The sequence below is a fragment of the Litorivivens sp. genome (assembly GCF_057445395.1).
Genome location: NZ_JBVBUV010000022.1, coordinates 38,851 through 53,338 on the forward strand (window position 1 = coordinate 38,851; position 14,488 = coordinate 53,338).

Genomic DNA, 14,488 nt, shown 5'->3' on the forward strand with positions numbered 1-14,488 from the left:
ACGCGGCTTCCTGCTGCCACTACGCCTTCCTTGAAACCACCATACGGAACTCGGTTGCACGCCACTGGACCGGCTAGATCACGAGCACACCGGTCGAAGCTCGTGGTAATTAATTTTTTTTGCCGTGAACGCCGATGTACCGTATTTGAAGTGAGCTTTGATTGGCGGTCGGTCTGGTATTCGTAATTACATTCTTACGTTTTAACCTTTGTACATTTGCCGATCTGACCACACTTGCGTGAACAGCGTCACCTCGATCATTTGTCTGCCAAAATTTTGGCGGGGTATTTTTAGCTGGGCTATCTTGTTGAAATAAAACAAATATATTTCATGGCATAGGAATTGCTACGTACTGGTCAAGCAAAACACTATGAGTCTGATCGACAATGAATCGACCAAACCAGTCACACGCAGATGTGCTTATTCTGGATAAAGATCCGGCGCTGCGCGATAACCTTGAGCGGGTAGTTCTTCATGCTGGTTACAGTGCGGCTTCTGCCGCCACTGCACGCGATGCTGTTACCGCGGTTGAACATCACGCTGTCCGTCTTATTATCTGCGAGCGTGGCTTTCAGGATAACGCTGACTTTATGACAGCTCTGCGGCAACAGGCACTGCCGGTTCCGGTGATTGTTATTTCTGAAGAACAATCTGTAGACACCGTCGTAGAGGCCGTCAAGAACGGTGCTGCAGATTTTCTGGCAAAGCCAGTCGATAGCGCACTGTTACAAAAGCTTATCACTGAGTATTTGCCGAAATTGCCCATAGCGGATCAGCTGGTTGCGCACGATCCACTAACACAGCAGGTGCGCAATCTGGCCCAGAGAGTCAGTCATACCGATGCTACGGTGCTGGTATGTGGCCCCAGCGGTGTAGGCAAAGAAGTTATTTCTCGCTACATACACTGTCATTCTCCGCGCGCAGACCATCCGTTTATCGCTGTAAATTGCGCGGCTATTCCTGAAAACATGCTCGAAGCGATGCTGTTTGGCTATGAAAAGGGCGCATACACCGGTGCGGTGAACAACCATATTGGCAAATTTGAACAAGCTCAGGGTGGCACCTTGCTGCTCGACGAAATCAGCGAAATGGATTTAGCGCTACAGGCAAAGCTACTGCGTGTGTTGCAGGAGAAAGAGCTAGAACGCTTGGGTGGTCGTCGCACCATTCGCCTGGATGTGCGGGTGCTGGCCACAACCAACAGGGATCTACGCGATGCGGTTAAACGCGGTGAATTCCGGGAAGACCTGTTCTACCGGCTGAATGTATTTCCCTTGCATATTCCGCCCTTGGCTGACCGTCCTCGGGATATCCTGCCACTGGCTCAACATTTTTTGAGCCAGCATTCACGTGCTGACAGCGACACATTGTCTGCCAAAGCACAGCAAAAGCTTCTGTCTCATACCTGGCCGGGTAATGTGCGGGAACTCGACAACGTCGTGCAACGGGCGCTGATTCTCCAGTCCGATCGCATAATCCATGATCACGACATCTATTTTGAAATGCCTGATGTTGTCTTATCCACACTCGCCGAAAGTGATCAGGAACAGAAGCTTTCAGAGCACCTCCGATTGGAAGAAAAGCGTCAGATTCAGCACGCTATTGTGCAGGGCGGCAGCAAAAAAGAGGCCGCCGCAATACTGGGGATTAGCCCCAGAACACTGCGTTACAAAATGGCGCGTTTGCGCGAAGCTGAAATGGGAGTGTAACCATGTCTGATTCAATGCGCGTAGACCAGATTCTCAGTCAAATTCGATCCATACGTCAGGAAGCAACCGGTCGCATGCCGGGCGTTGCTGAAAAGATTGGCGAGAATCAAGCGGGCTCCAGCGTTAGCAACACGAGCTTTTCAGAGATGTTAACCGATTCTGTAAAAGCCGTCAGCGAAACACAGAAATCTGCCGCGTCACTGGCGGAATCATTTGAACGCGGTGACAAGAATATCAGTCTGGCTGAAGTCATGGTGGCCTCGCAAAAGGCGAATGTGTCATTTACCGCCATGGTTGAAGTACGAAACAAAATGATTGATGCGTATCAGGAAGTGATGCGCATGTCGGTTTAAGAAACCGGCAAGCGCCATACGGGAGCATATTGAATGGCAGACGCGGCAACACTTTCGGCAGGTACAATACGCGAAAGCATTGAAAACAAACCCTGGCTCCGCCAATTGTTGATGATGGTGGGAATAGCCGCCAGCGTTGCCGTCGGTGCGGCGGCCGTGCTGTGGTCTCAGGGCCCAGAATACAAGACGCTTTATGGCGCCATGCCGCCAGAGCGATCGGCTTCGGTGCTGGATGCCCTGTCAAGCGTGGGAATACCGTATCGGCTGCAGGAGCAGACCGGCGCTATCATGGTGCCTTCGGATCGATTGCACGATGCACGAATCAAATTAGCTGGTAACGGTGTTATCAACGACGGCTCAGGGCTTGAAATGCTGCGCGAGGAAAAGGGTTTTGGTGTCAGTGATTTCATGCAATCCAAAAAGTATGAGCACGCTTTGGAGACCGAGCTGGCACGCACTATTGAAAGTCTGCATCAGGTTCGCAAGGCTCGGATTCATCTCGCTATTCCCAAACAATCGGTCTTTGTTCGCGATCAACGTCAAGCCAGCGCATCGGTCATGCTTGATATCTATGCTGGTGGCGTTCTGAATCGCCAGCAGGTACGCGCCATAGTGAATATGGTCAGCGGAAGTGTACCTGGCTTAACTGCCGAAACAGTCACTGTAGTTGATCAAACCGGCACCTTGTTGTCGTCACTGGACGAGGGCGACGGTGTTGAGATTAACACCCGGCAGTTCGAGTATCGAAAAAAAGTCGAAAAGGAATACGAACAGCGCATTACCAGTTTGCTCACACCCATTGCCGGCATCGGTAAAGTCAAAGTACAAACCGCAGTACAACTGGATTTTTCTCGCGTCGAGGAAAGCCGTGAGAGCTGGAACCCGGATGCACAGGTACTGCGCAGTGAACAGGTAACCACGGATCGCAAAACCGGAGCCGGAGGCGCAGGTGGTGTTCCCGGTGCGCTGGCTAACCAGCCCCCAGGCGACGCCGGCAACCCAGACAATACCGCGGCCGAGAGCAGCTCAATCACGAGAAACTATGAGATAGAGCGTGTATTGAACTACACCGCACGACCCGCTGGTGATATCCAGCGGCTGTCGGTGGCAGTGGTGCTAGATGATTCCCTGCCAGAAGACGCTCCGGAGGGTGCGCAAAAACCCGAGTATTCGGAAGCTCAACTGGAAAAGCTTGCATCGCTAGTTCGCGATGCCGTTGGCTACAACGCCGATCGCGGCGACCGGGTAACCGTGATAGCTGCTAATTTCCAACCAACACGAGTGGAATCCACGGAGCTGGAATCTACCCCTATCTGGGAACAGGACTGGTTTATCACGGTGGTTAAACAGGCACTTACCGGTATCGCTGTGATCCTGATTGTATTCAGTGTTATCCGCCCAAGCATCAAAACACTGATGCAGTCCCAGTTGCCTGCCACGGCTACTGCGGCGGCGGGTGCAGAGGGCCCGGATGGCGCAATTTACTCGCGCGGTGATATCAATCCTGCCGTTGCTGCGCTGGGAGGTCCAAACGCGGTAAAACGGATGGAAGATAGTCTCGATTCAATACGAGACGTAGCAGATCAGGACCCTAAACTTGTGGCTCAAGTCGTTAAAAATTGGATAGCTCGCGATGGAAAATAGTACCAACTCACTCAGTAATGGCAGTGAACAGGCAGCCGTGCTTCTCCTGATGATGGGTGAGGAGCGGGCCGCAAAAGTGCTGCAGCACATCGATTTTGAAAGTGTCGAAAAAATCGGTGTGGCTATGGCTGCAATTAAAAAGGTCGATTCCGGCGATGCTTACACCGTCTGTCAGCGCTTTCGTGAAGAAGTTAACAGCCATACCCCGCTCGGCATTGGTGTACCGGGCTATGTGCGTAACTTGTTAGTTAATACGATGGGAGAACAGACGGGGGGCACGCTTGCAGACCGCCTGCTCGGCGACGATTCACCGCGAGAGCTGGATTCTCTGCGCTGGATGGAGCCAGACGCCATTCTTCAGATTCTGAAAGATGAGCACCCGCAAATCGTTGCGATTACACTGGCGCATCTGGATCAGTCGATGGCTGCGAAAATCGTCGCCCGCCTGCCGGAAGGAATGCAGGAAGACATCATGTTTCGGATTGCCACTATGGATAAAGTGCCTGAAGCGGCAATGAAACAACTCCAAACCACCCTGAAAGCAAAGCTGGACGTTTCAGCCAACTTTAAGTCCAAGCGGGTAGACGGTGCAACGACCGCAGCAGCCATTCTCAATGGTCTCGATAGCGATGCGGAAGCCCGTATTCTGGAAACCCTGTCGAAAACTGATGAGACCATGCGCCAGCGACTTGAGGATCTGATGTTTGTGTTCGGCAATCTGGCAGACTTGGACAACAAGGGTATGCAGTTGCTGTTGCGGGAGGTAACCAGCGATCAACTTGCCATCGCGCTCAAAGGCGCTGATGAGATTGTCCGTAATAAAATCTTCAGCAATATGTCGAAACGCGCCAAAGAGCTTCTGGTAGAAGATATGGAATCGCGCGGCCCAACCAAGCTCAGCGATGTGGAAGAGGCGCAAAAAGCCATTCTGGAGGTTGCTCGACGGCTGGGCGAAGAGGGCAAGATCAACTTAGGTAGCAGTAGCGATGACTACGTCGACTGACGCTACCCAGGATTACTGAAACGGATGCCGCAATGACAGATGCGCAACCAGATTTAAATGAAGACGCTTTCACCCTTAGATTGCTTAACGAGCAAGAGGCTCAGGGTTGGATGCCACCGGAAATGGCTCAGTCCACTCCGACGCCTGATGACAATATGCCCAGTGAAGATCAGATACTGGCATTAGTTGAACAGGCGCGGCAGGAAGGGTACAGCCTCGGGCGTGAAGAAGGGCGTAAATCCTTTGACGAGGAGATCGCCCGATTACAGCAGATGCTCAACGCTTTTGCGGCACCCTTGAACGATATCGACGAACATGTGGAACACCAGCTTGGTGCTCTGGCGCTCTCAATTGGAAAACAACTGTGCCGCGCTGAACTCAGTCTTAACCCGACACATATACTACCCATCGTCCACGACGGTCTGGAACAGCTATCTGGTCAGCGTGAGCCTGTCACGCTGCGCCTCAACCCCAAAGATTGTCAGCTTCTGGCGGAAGAGGGTATTGCTGGCACAGGGGTAACCTTGCTCGAAGACCCCTCGATTACCACCGGTGGCTGTGTGATGACCGCGGGCAGTTCGCGAATCGACGAGCGTCTGGAAAGTCGTCTGGGCAAGCTCGTAGACCAGCTTTTTGACGAACATGCGCTCCATTCTGACGGTATTTCCCCACCGGATAAGGGTGACGAATCACTGTGACTACAACACCTGTTGCCTTGACCCGAAACCAACGCTGGGCCCGCAAGCTAGCCGCACTGGATACCGTCGCACAGGCGCCACAGCGCGCTCAGGTAGAAGGCCAGTTAAAACGCGTGGTGGGCATCACCCTGGAGGCCGAGGGGTGTTCAGCGCCTATCGGCGGCTACTGTCAGGTCGAAACTGCCGATGGCGGCTGGCTTGAAACCGAGGTTGTCGGTTTCGCCGGAGAGCGTACGCTACTAATGCCCACCGGGGAATTGCGCGGTGTCATGCCAAATGCCCGCGTGGTTCCCAGTCGCTGCGGTTCCCAATTGGAAGTGGGAGACGCGTTGCAGGGCCGGATTATCGACGCGGGCGGACGGCCTCTCGATGGTCTTGGCCCGATTGCGACCACTGAAAGCCGCTCGCTTCTGGCCACCCCGATCAATCCATTGCAACGCAACCCCATCCGAGAACCGCTCGATGTCGGCGTTCGCGCCATAAATGCCATGTTAACTGTCGGGCGTGGGCAGCGAATTGGCTTGTTTGCAGGAAGTGGTGTAGGCAAGAGCGTGTTACTTGGCATGATGACAAAATTTACCAATGCCGATGTGATTGTCGTTGGACTCATTGGTGAGCGCGGTCGGGAGGTAAAAGAGTTCGTTGATTCCATTCTTGGCCAAGACGGGATGTCGCGGGCGGTGGTCATAGCAACCCCCGCGGATCACCCGCCACTGATGCGTTTGCGCGGTGCCTGGTTAGCCACATCTGTCGCTGAATACTTCCGGGATCAGGGAAAGAACGTATTGCTTCTTATGGATTCTCTGACAAGATTTGCGCAGGCTCAGCGTGAAATATCTTTGGCTGTGGGAGAACCTCCCGCCACCAAGGGTTATCCACCCTCAGTGTTTGCCAAATTGCCACAACTGGTTGAACGCGCAGGCAATGGCGCCGCTGGCGGCGGGTCAATTACGGCCTTTTATACGGTCTTGGCCGAAGGTGATGATCAAAATGACCCGATTGTCGATTCGGCCAGAGCCATTTTAGACGGGCATATTGTGCTGTCACGCAAACTCGCGGAAGCGGGACATTTTCCCGCGATAGATATCGAGCAGTCTGTCAGTCGAGTGATGAACGAGGTTGCCGACAAGACTCACTTGGAAATGGTGCGATTTCTTCGGCAGAAATATGGTCTTTATCTGCAGAATCGAGATCTTATTACGATTGGCGCTTACCAGAAAGGGAGCGATGCCCGTCTCGACGAAGCGGTAAGACTGTGGCCGAAAATAAACCGGTTTCTGCAACAGGATGTGAACGAGTCTGTGTCCTTTGACGCCAGTCTTGACGAATTATTTTCAATAGGTAGCACTGCATGAAAAAGTCTGCACGCATTCAACCGGTTCTCGGGATCGCCGAGCGCGAAGAAAAGAAGGCTACAGATGCCTTTTTACGGGTTCAGCAGAATGCAACTCAAGCGCGACAGAAACTACAGGAATTGCGTGACTACCGCGCCGAGTACCAACAACGCAGTAATCTGGATGCCAGCGGCGGTCAGGATCTACTCGATCTGCGTCAGTTGCAGGACAACCGTGCTTTTCTGGCGAAACTAAACGATGTGATCGCGATACAGCAATCCATTGTCGAGCAGTGTGATGCTCAATTGGACACCGCGCGGGATCACTGGCTCAGCAAGCGCCAGAAAACCCATTCGTTGGGCCGTCTGGCCGGAGAGTATCGCCACCAGGAACACCGTGCTGCCCAGATTCTTGAGCAAAAGCAGAGTGATGAACTGAACGTGCTGAGGCACAGCTGGCAACTCAGACAGCGCCACGAAGAAATCTGCTAACGCTGGCACACGCCTTGCAAATAATCTATCAGGTAGCGCGGTAATCGCCGCTCTTTAGCGTTTGTTAGCCCTCAGGATCTCGTTAACACTATGGATAACGGTCAGTCTTTACCCCTTGGTGATCTCGCCGCGTCGCTGATGCCTTCCTCAGCGCTAGTTGCGGAAAAGATTAATAAGGCTACACAATCGACTGATTTTGCTAAAGTTCTTTCAGGCGCCGCGAATAACAAAAACACTGGCGAAGACGCCGCTGATGAATTGAATACCCAGCTCGACGGCACAACGGATACGTCGGCCATTAACTTGCTCACTCCACTGCCGAAAGCCATGATCTCCAAAGCTGGCGGCAATGAGCTTCCGTTGCAGCGGCAAAATCTTTCCGCTGCGGCTCCGCTAACAAATGCACCTAGCCGTGGCGTAGTGACAGAGGCGGTCGACAGTGAAGCCGGAGTGGGTTCAGCGAGCGAACACTCCCGAGATACGCTCGCGGCTGCCACGAAGAATCAGGCGTTCCGTACAGGACCAATACGCTCGGGGGACGTCACGGAAGCCGCACTGAACACACCGGCATCATCTGATAACAAAGCTCACGTAGCTGCCAGTGAGGTGTCGCGACGTCATACACAAACAATGGAGTTCACCAATACGCCGCTGGCACAGGCGAGCAGAGCGCTGGCTGAAACACCAGCGGTGCACGTCGAGCTGCCAACATCGCCAATCCAGCGTTTTGATCTGCGGCGCGAGCGCACCGAGGCGCTAACCTCGGTATCTGCAACAAGCTCGGACCCATTACCTCTCAATGGAATACTTCCGCAACCCTCGGCAACGCCGCTAACGGCTACGACCTCGGTACAACCCGGTGCACCGGTTTTGCACTCAGGGGAACCTCTGGTTGATAGTCTGGGCGAGAAAATCATCTGGCTGAGCCGACAGGATAACCAGCAGGCGACTTTGCAACTCAAACCCCTAGAGTTGGGCGCAGTGGAAATTCGCGTATCCATCTCCAATGCAGCTGCACAGATTGAGATTCACGCTCAGCAAAGCGACACAGGCGATCTGATAGAATCCATGCTGCCCAAATTACAACAGTCGCTAGAGCAACAGGGGCTGAAACTTGACGATGTTAAAATGAGCTCGTCACCGCTATTTGCAGATAACAACTCTGCCAAATCTGCGCAGCAGGAACACTCCCAGCGTAAGCTAGGGGCGAGTATGGCAGATGATGCCGAGGAGATGGCTGAAGAAGCTGAAGTCGTTGTTGTAAGCCGTGGCGACGCTTCTATCGACGCCTACGCCTAACCGCCAAAAAACTGTCACCCGTCAAACCGTTCGATATTAATTCTTAAAAAACAATGAGTTAAATGCTGGCACAAGCTTTGCTTTAGTTCGAGTATTGTCCGATTTTTGGCAGGAAACCCCTGCCTGGCAGGAGCTTACTCGAGCATGAAGAATATTCTTATCATCGCCGCTGCGCAGACAGTGCTTATTCTGGCGTCGGTCGCTGGTACCTGGTTTATGTTTCTCAGCACCATGCCAGCAACAGGCACCGATTCTGTAACAGAAGAGAGCGCCGTTGCTCCGAAATCAAAAAAGCCCCCTCTATATCTATCCATAGATCCGTCGCTGGTCGTTAACCTGCAAGGCAGTGGCAAGATGCGTTTTCTGCAAGTACAGCTGGAAGTGATGACCCGTGATGAGAGTGTTGCGGAGCTTCTGGAAACTCACAACACACGTATTCGCAATGACCTGATTTTCCAGCTGGGCTCTCTGACCGTTGACGATCTGCGCCAACCCGACGGCAAATCTACCATCCAGACCAACGCCAAAATGGCGATCAACAAAGTGTTGAACGAAGAAGCCGCGAAAAAGGATGCAATAGAAGCGGTGTATTTCACCAAGTTTGTGATCCAGTAGCCGAGCAGGGAGACAGCGAGATGGCAGGTGTATTGGACCAGGAAGAAATCGATGCCCTCATGGGAGGGCTTGAGACGGGTGAACTCGACACACAAACCAGTACCGACATCGGCTTCGGTACACGTTATAACTTTAACCGACACCACTACGCCTTGCAGCGCTTGATGGAACCCTTGCGTGAAGTTCAAGAGGCCTACGCTGAAGCGATTCGCGACAAGACGGGGCAGTTAGCCTCGAATAGCTGTGAAGTTAAAGTCGACGAAATGATTGTTACTGATCTCGCCGAGCTCGCACCACGCCTAGCAACACCCTGTAGCCTGACCGTACTGAATGCGGCGCCCATTGCCATGCCTATGCTACTGGCGATTGAATCCGATCTGGTGTTTGACATCGTCAACCGCTATTTCGGCGGTGGTAGCAGCCTGCGCAAGTCGCGAACCACCGAAAAATTTTCCGCCACCGAAGTTCAACTTAGCCAGCTATTTGTGGAAGACCTTATCGCAGAGTTGGCGCCGGCCTGGCACAACTTTCTGGATATTGCGCCAACGGTCATCGGGCGGGAATCTGATCCAAAACACGTTGATGTTCTTGACGACAATGAAACGCTGATAGCCACCCGTTTTGCGGTGACCTTTGATTCCAGCGAAGGTGGCATCTGGCTGTTGGTGCCGTGGAAAGGTCTAGAGCCTATTCGCGAGCAATTGAAAATTACGGCCAATCAGCAGGCCCTGCCATCGGACCCCAACTGGAGCGCTAATTTCGTCGACGGTCTGGAAGACGCCAAAGTAGAGCTGGTTGCCGTGGTCGCCGAGCAGAAGATCAAACTGAAAAATGCCCTGCAACTGAAGACCGGCGACGTAATCGCCATTAACGACCCGAAAAATATTGAGCTCAAAATTGGCGGTATCCGACTGATGCGGGCGCAATTTGGGGTGCACGACGGACAACTGGCCGCGCAGATTCTTGAGACTCTGCGCAGTCCCATGCAACGAATCAAGTAGTGAGGATGGCTCCATGAGCGACAACACACCTACAGAAGCAGCCGCGATGGAAGAGCTCACCGCATCACCGGCAGCCGGAGGCGGCGAAATCAACCTGGACATGCTGCTGGACGTAAACGTAGCGCTGTCGATTGAACTGGGCAGGGCGGAGTTAAGCATACGCGAACTGCTGCAATTGAATCAGGGTTCCGTTGTGGATCTTAACCGAATGGCTGGCGAACCGCTGGATGTCCTGGTTAACGGTACGCTTGTGGCGCGTGGCGAGATTGTCGTGGTGAAAGAAAAATTTGGCGTCAAGCTTACCGAAGTGGTCAGCCCGGAAGAACGTGTACGACGCCTGAACTGATGGCCCGAAACTATCGTTTGTTAGACGAGAATCTGCTGATGCCAGCTAATGCCATATCCTTTCCGACAACACACAAAGCGCGACTAATAGCCGCCAGCCTTGCGCTGCACTGCAGTACAGTGCTTGCGGAAGCCGCTGACTCCAGCGTCTTGGTCGCCGAGTCTGTCGAGAAAGTGCCGCTGGAACCCCTGTCTTATGGCAATGCGTTCAGTGTGATTTTCAGCCTCTTGGTGGTATTGGCGGTACTTTTCGCCTGCGCGTGGGTACTGCGTCGCGGCCGTGGCGTAATCGGTGTATCAACTCAGAAAATAGCTGTGACCTCTCAGCTATCGTTGGGTGTAAAAGAAAAGATTTTGCTACTCAGAGTTGGTGATGAAAATATTCTGGTGGGCTATGCGGGCAACAACCTGCGCACGCTTCACAGCTGGCAAGGTGACGCTCCCCCGGATATTGAGAATGCTCAAGTCGGTACCGGTTTTGCCGACTACCTGAGCCAGCTAACGACGGGCAGGGGAGGCAAGCGATGATGCGCTCGTTGTTGATGCTGGCTTTACTTGTGCCGTTACCCGTTTTCGCACAGCAGGCTGGATTGCCCGCGATCACCGTGGAAACCGGCGCTGGCGGCGCGTCTGAATATACTTTGTCTATCCAGCTACTGGCGTTGATGACTGTGCTGACGCTACTGCCCGCGATGCTGCTGGGTATGACCGCGTTTACACGCATCATCATTGTCCTGGCGATTCTGCGTCAGGCTCTGGGCACCGGGTCCGCTCCCTCAAATCAGGTGCTACTCAGTATCGCGCTGTTTCTTACGCTGTTTATCATGTTTCCGGTACTACAAACTGTGAACACACAGGCCTTGACCCCTTATCTCGCGGGGGACATGCCCTTTACCGAGGCCATTTCTGTAGGGTTTTCGCCGTTCCGTGATTTTATGCTTGCCCAAACACGTGAGGCAGATATCGCGATGTTCGCGGGTATCGCCGGAATTAACAGCCTGGAGTCACCTGAGGACGTGCCGTTTTTTGTCTTGATGGCGTCGTTCCTGACCAGTGAGTTGAAAACGGCGTTTCAAATCGGGTTTCTGCTTTTTATTCCCTTTGTTGTGATTGATCTGGTCGTGGCCAGCATTCTGATGTCGCTTGGCATGATGATGCTTTCGCCCATGCTGGTATCGCTGCCATTTAAAATCATGCTGTTTGTACTGGTTGATGGCTGGGTGCTGTTGATGGGCTCATTAGCGGCAAGTTTTACTACCTGAGGTAACCATGACACCGGAAACCGTTGTTGATTTGGGTCGGCAGGCCATGACCATTTCGGTACTGCTTGCAGCACCGCTACTGCTATCGGCACTGGCCGCCGGCATTCTGATCGGCATGTTCCAGGCTGCCACGCAAATTCAGGATATGACGCTGAGTTTTATCCCCAAGCTTGTCGTTTTTGTTATCGCATTGGGTATTGCGGGGCCCTGGATGTTGCGTCTGGCAATGGATTTTACGCTGCGCATCTTCGAATCCATACCCGCCATGGTTGGCTAATCATGATCCTTGATGAAGCCCAGATCGGCGCCTGGATTGCATCAGTCTGGTTGCCGTTTCTTCGCATTACCGGCGCAATGATGGCGGCGCCGCTGTTTGGCTCATCTTACGTGCCGGTACGCGTGCGTGTCGGCTTGGCATTGATGACCGCGCTGGTTGTTGCGCCGGTACTGCCCACACCCCAGCCGATCAACGCGCTGGGCTTTGAAGCGGTGCTACTGGCCGCAAACGAAATTCTGATCGGCATCTGTTTGGGGTTTCTGATTCAGCTGGTTTTTGAAGCCATTGTTTTCGCCGGACAAACAATTTCCATGGGCATGGGGTTAGGCTTTGCCATGATGGTTGATCCCCAGCGCGGCAATTCAGTACCCATACTCAGCCAGTATTTCCTGCTAATTACCCTGCTGATTTTTCTGGCTATGGGCGGTCACCTTGAGTTTTTAAAACTAGTAGCTAACAGCTTTCATATCTGGCCAGCCGGCCTCACGGCCTTCGGCCCCGAGACCATCGGGATTATCATTCAATGGAGCGCAGAGATATTCAGTGGCGCCATCCGTATCGCGCTGCCTGCAGTGATTGCACTACTGGTCGTGCAGATAGGTGTCGGTGTTATCAGCCGTGCCGCTCCCACGCTTAACTTGTTCGCGGTCGGCTTTCCCATTGCGATTCTGGTGGGGTATGTGGTTCTGCAGCAATTGATGCCATTGTTTGTGCCGGCACTTGAAACCCTCATCGAACCTGCTTTCGAAACTGCGAATGCCTTGCTGGCGGGAGGTCAGCGTGGCTGAAGACAGTGGTCAGGAACGTACAGAAGAACCCACCCAGAAAAAGCGCAACGATGCCAAAAGTAAAGGGCAGGTTCCCCGCTCGAAGGAATTGTCCACCACCCTGGTAACGTTGGCAGGAGCCTGCATGATGGCCTTTGCCAGCCAGGGCCTGGGGGAGGGTACACTTAGGTTGTTCTCGCAATCCTTTAGTGAAGATTACCTGACGATCTCTGATCCCGCGCAACTTCCGGGCCTGTTTTTTAACATGCTGGTAGAGGCGCTTATGCTTTGCATTCCGCTGATGGCTGTGGTTTTTGTGGCTTCGGCAGTGGCCAATGTAGCCCTCGGCGGCTGGACCTTTTCGCTTGCGTTTAAACCTGAACGCATTGACCCGGTGAAAGGGCTTGGCCGGCTTTTTTCACTGAAAAGCTTGGTTGAGCTGTTCAAATCTATCGGCAAGCTCCTGCTGGTGGGTGCCGCCGCCGTCTTGGGCGTGATGATGATGCAAGATCAAATCATAGGTCTGATCATGCAGGCCCCCGATAAGGCAATTCGCGATGCACTGGGCATTCTCGGCTGGTTTTTTCTGATTACCAGTTTGCCGCTCATTATCATTGCCTGTATCGACGTGCCATTTCAGAAGTGGAATCACCAGAAAGAACTGCGGATGACCAAGCAGGAAGTTCGCGATGAGATGAAGGAAACCGACGGCCGCCCAGAAGTAAAAAGCAAGCTGCGGGAAATGCAGCAGGCCGCTGCGCGACGACGAATGATGGCCGATGTGCCCACCGCCGATGTGGTTATAACCAACCCTACACACTACTCGGTTGCCCTGAAATATGACGAGGTACGCGGCGGTGCCCCGATCGTACTGGCCAAAGGTGCTGACCTGATAGCGGCCAAGATACGGGAGGTCGCGGGTGAAAACGATGTGCCTATTGTGGAATCGCCGCGCCTGGCGCGGGCGGTATATGCAACTACAGATATTGGTCGTGAAATCCCAGGCGGTCTTTATCTCGCGGTGGCCCAGATTCTGGCTTATGTATACCAATTACGCGACTACCAGGCGATCGGCGGCGAATACCCCGTGCAGCCGGAACCGGCAGTCGACGACGAATTTTTGCGTGGGTTACACCCGCGCGCCGAATAAAGGACAGCGACTATGGCTACCCTGAGCAACAAAATGCCGGTTTGGCTCGAAGGTTTTATGGAGCGCGGTTTGGGCGTGCTGCTGATGCTGATGGCCTTGTTCGGCATGCTGGTTCTGCCGCTGCCACCCTTTGCGCTGGATCTGTTTTTCACCTTCAATATCACACTCTCGCTGGTGATATTGCTGGCGGTAATCTACGTTGACCGACCCATCGATTTTAGTATTTTTCCCACGGTGTTACTGCTCGGTACGCTACTGCGACTGGCGCTGAACGTAGCATCCACGCGCGTGGTGTTACTGGAAGGCCACACTGGCCCCGGTGCAGCTGGACGCGTTATCGAATCATTCGGCGACTTTGTTATCGGCGGCAACTACGCTGTTGGTATCGTGGTGTTCATCATCCTGGTCATCATCAACTTTGTGGTGGTTACAAAAGGCGCAGGCCGGGTATCGGAAGTGACCGCGCGATTTACCCTTGACGCCATGCCCGGCAAACAGATGGCGATCGACTCGGATTTGAACGCGGGCCTGCTTACCGCC

17 protein-coding genes are annotated in these 14,488 nt (G+C 53.4%); all 17 read left to right on the forward strand.

What is annotated here, in order from left to right:
- Window positions 1–386: 386 nt before the first annotated feature.
- Entirely contained in the window at window positions 387–1,709 is a 1,323-nt protein-coding gene (locus AC222A_RS08710; protein WP_372809770.1) for a sigma 54-interacting transcriptional regulator, read from the forward strand.
- A 2-nt stretch (window positions 1,710–1,711) separates the two neighbouring features.
- Window positions 1,712–2,062: a flagellar hook-basal body complex protein FliE gene (fliE, locus tag AC222A_RS08715; RefSeq protein WP_372758248.1), complete on the forward strand. Its 351-nt coding sequence runs from the start codon at window positions 1,712–1,714 to the stop codon at window positions 2,060–2,062.
- Window positions 2,063–2,095: 33 nt separating this feature from the next.
- Window positions 2,096–3,706: a flagellar basal-body MS-ring/collar protein FliF gene (gene fliF / locus AC222A_RS08720; RefSeq protein WP_372758247.1), complete on the forward strand. Its 1,611-nt coding sequence runs from the start codon at window positions 2,096–2,098 to the stop codon at window positions 3,704–3,706.
- Complete coding sequence (gene fliG / locus AC222A_RS08725; RefSeq protein WP_372748073.1) at window positions 3,696–4,709, forward strand: flagellar motor switch protein FliG; 1,014 nt, start codon at window positions 3,696–3,698, stop codon at window positions 4,707–4,709. The genes fliF and fliG overlap by 11 nt, the downstream gene beginning before the upstream one ends.
- A gap of 32 nt (window positions 4,710–4,741) precedes the next feature.
- Window positions 4,742–5,407 carry a FliH/SctL family protein gene (locus AC222A_RS08730; RefSeq protein WP_372748072.1) on the forward strand — a complete coding sequence of 222 codons (666 nt, stop codon included), beginning with the start codon at window positions 4,742–4,744 and terminating at the stop codon, window positions 5,405–5,407.
- A complete protein-coding gene (fliI, locus tag AC222A_RS08735) occupies window positions 5,404–6,762 on the forward strand; it encodes a flagellar protein export ATPase FliI (RefSeq protein WP_486774858.1) in 1,359 nt (452 codons plus the stop codon). The genes AC222A_RS08730 and fliI overlap by 4 nt, the downstream gene beginning before the upstream one ends.
- Window positions 6,759–7,232, forward strand: a complete 474-nt coding sequence (gene fliJ / locus AC222A_RS08740) for a flagellar export protein FliJ (RefSeq protein ID WP_372748070.1) — start codon at window positions 6,759–6,761, stop codon at window positions 7,230–7,232. The genes fliI and fliJ overlap by 4 nt, the downstream gene beginning before the upstream one ends.
- Before the next feature lie 90 nt (window positions 7,233–7,322).
- Window positions 7,323–8,531 carry a flagellar hook-length control protein FliK gene (locus AC222A_RS08745; RefSeq protein WP_372758245.1) on the forward strand — a complete coding sequence of 403 codons (1,209 nt, stop codon included), beginning with the start codon at window positions 7,323–7,325 and terminating at the stop codon, window positions 8,529–8,531.
- 144 nt (window positions 8,532–8,675) lie between these two features.
- Window positions 8,676–9,146: a flagellar basal body-associated FliL family protein gene (locus AC222A_RS08750; protein WP_372764021.1), complete on the forward strand. Its 471-nt coding sequence runs from the start codon at window positions 8,676–8,678 to the stop codon at window positions 9,144–9,146.
- Window positions 9,147–9,166: 20 nt separating this feature from the next.
- A complete protein-coding gene (locus AC222A_RS08755; RefSeq protein ID WP_372748067.1) occupies window positions 9,167–10,147 on the forward strand; it encodes a flagellar motor switch protein FliM in 981 nt (326 codons plus the stop codon).
- Window positions 10,148–10,160: 13 nt separating this feature from the next.
- The gene (fliN, locus tag AC222A_RS08760; protein ID WP_372758244.1) at window positions 10,161–10,493 is read left to right on the forward strand and encodes a flagellar motor switch protein FliN; all 333 of its coding nucleotides are present in this window, start codon (window positions 10,161–10,163) and stop codon (window positions 10,491–10,493) included.
- Window positions 10,493–11,020, forward strand: coding sequence for a FliO/MopB family protein (locus tag AC222A_RS08765; RefSeq protein WP_372758243.1), 528 nt, complete (start codon window positions 10,493–10,495; stop codon window positions 11,018–11,020). Before fliN ends, AC222A_RS08765 begins: the two co-directional genes overlap by 1 nt.
- Entirely contained in the window at window positions 11,017–11,754 is a 738-nt protein-coding gene (fliP, locus tag AC222A_RS08770) for a flagellar type III secretion system pore protein FliP (RefSeq protein ID WP_372748064.1), read from the forward strand. Before AC222A_RS08765 ends, fliP begins: the two co-directional genes overlap by 4 nt.
- 7 nt (window positions 11,755–11,761) lie before the next feature.
- Complete coding sequence (gene fliQ / locus AC222A_RS08775; protein ID WP_372748063.1) at window positions 11,762–12,031, forward strand: flagellar biosynthesis protein FliQ; 270 nt, start codon at window positions 11,762–11,764, stop codon at window positions 12,029–12,031.
- A gap of 2 nt (window positions 12,032–12,033) precedes the next feature.
- On the forward strand, window positions 12,034–12,819 hold the full coding sequence (gene fliR, locus AC222A_RS08780) for a flagellar biosynthetic protein FliR (RefSeq protein ID WP_372748062.1): 786 nt from the start codon (window positions 12,034–12,036) through the stop codon (window positions 12,817–12,819).
- Window positions 12,812–13,948, forward strand: a complete 1,137-nt coding sequence (gene flhB, locus AC222A_RS08785; RefSeq protein ID WP_372748061.1) for a flagellar biosynthesis protein FlhB — start codon at window positions 12,812–12,814, stop codon at window positions 13,946–13,948. Before fliR ends, flhB begins: the two co-directional genes overlap by 8 nt.
- Before the next feature lie 57 nt (window positions 13,949–14,005).
- Window positions 14,006–14,488, forward strand: a 483-nt coding sequence (locus AC222A_RS08790) for an FHIPEP family type III secretion protein (protein ID WP_486774859.1), incomplete at its 3' end; no start/stop codon positions are given.

What these genes read in the sequence shown, in the direction of transcription:
- AC222A_RS08710 (WP_372809770.1), top strand. Translation starts at nt 387, where the DNA reads ATGAATCGACCAAACCAGTCACACGCAGATGTGCTTATTCTGGATAAA.
- fliE (WP_372758248.1), top strand. Translation starts at nt 1,712, where the DNA reads ATGTCTGATTCAATGCGCGTAGACCAGATTCTCAGTCAAATTCGATCC.
- fliF (WP_372758247.1), top strand. Translation starts at nt 2,096, where the DNA reads ATGGCAGACGCGGCAACACTTTCGGCAGGTACAATACGCGAAAGCATT.
- fliG (WP_372748073.1), top strand. Translation starts at nt 3,696, where the DNA reads ATGGAAAATAGTACCAACTCACTCAGTAATGGCAGTGAACAGGCAGCC.
- AC222A_RS08730 (WP_372748072.1), top strand. Translation starts at nt 4,742, where the DNA reads ATGACAGATGCGCAACCAGATTTAAATGAAGACGCTTTCACCCTTAGA.
- fliJ (WP_372748070.1), top strand. Translation starts at nt 6,759, where the DNA reads ATGAAAAAGTCTGCACGCATTCAACCGGTTCTCGGGATCGCCGAGCGC.
- AC222A_RS08745 (WP_372758245.1), top strand. Translation starts at nt 7,323, where the DNA reads ATGGATAACGGTCAGTCTTTACCCCTTGGTGATCTCGCCGCGTCGCTG.
- AC222A_RS08750 (WP_372764021.1), top strand. Translation starts at nt 8,676, where the DNA reads ATGAAGAATATTCTTATCATCGCCGCTGCGCAGACAGTGCTTATTCTG.
- AC222A_RS08755 (WP_372748067.1), top strand. Translation starts at nt 9,167, where the DNA reads ATGGCAGGTGTATTGGACCAGGAAGAAATCGATGCCCTCATGGGAGGG.
- fliN (WP_372758244.1), top strand. Translation starts at nt 10,161, where the DNA reads ATGAGCGACAACACACCTACAGAAGCAGCCGCGATGGAAGAGCTCACC.
- AC222A_RS08765 (WP_372758243.1), top strand. Translation starts at nt 10,493, where the DNA reads ATGGCCCGAAACTATCGTTTGTTAGACGAGAATCTGCTGATGCCAGCT.
- fliP (WP_372748064.1), top strand. Translation starts at nt 11,017, where the DNA reads ATGATGCGCTCGTTGTTGATGCTGGCTTTACTTGTGCCGTTACCCGTT.
- fliQ (WP_372748063.1), top strand. Translation starts at nt 11,762, where the DNA reads ATGACACCGGAAACCGTTGTTGATTTGGGTCGGCAGGCCATGACCATT.
- fliR (WP_372748062.1), top strand. Translation starts at nt 12,034, where the DNA reads ATGATCCTTGATGAAGCCCAGATCGGCGCCTGGATTGCATCAGTCTGG.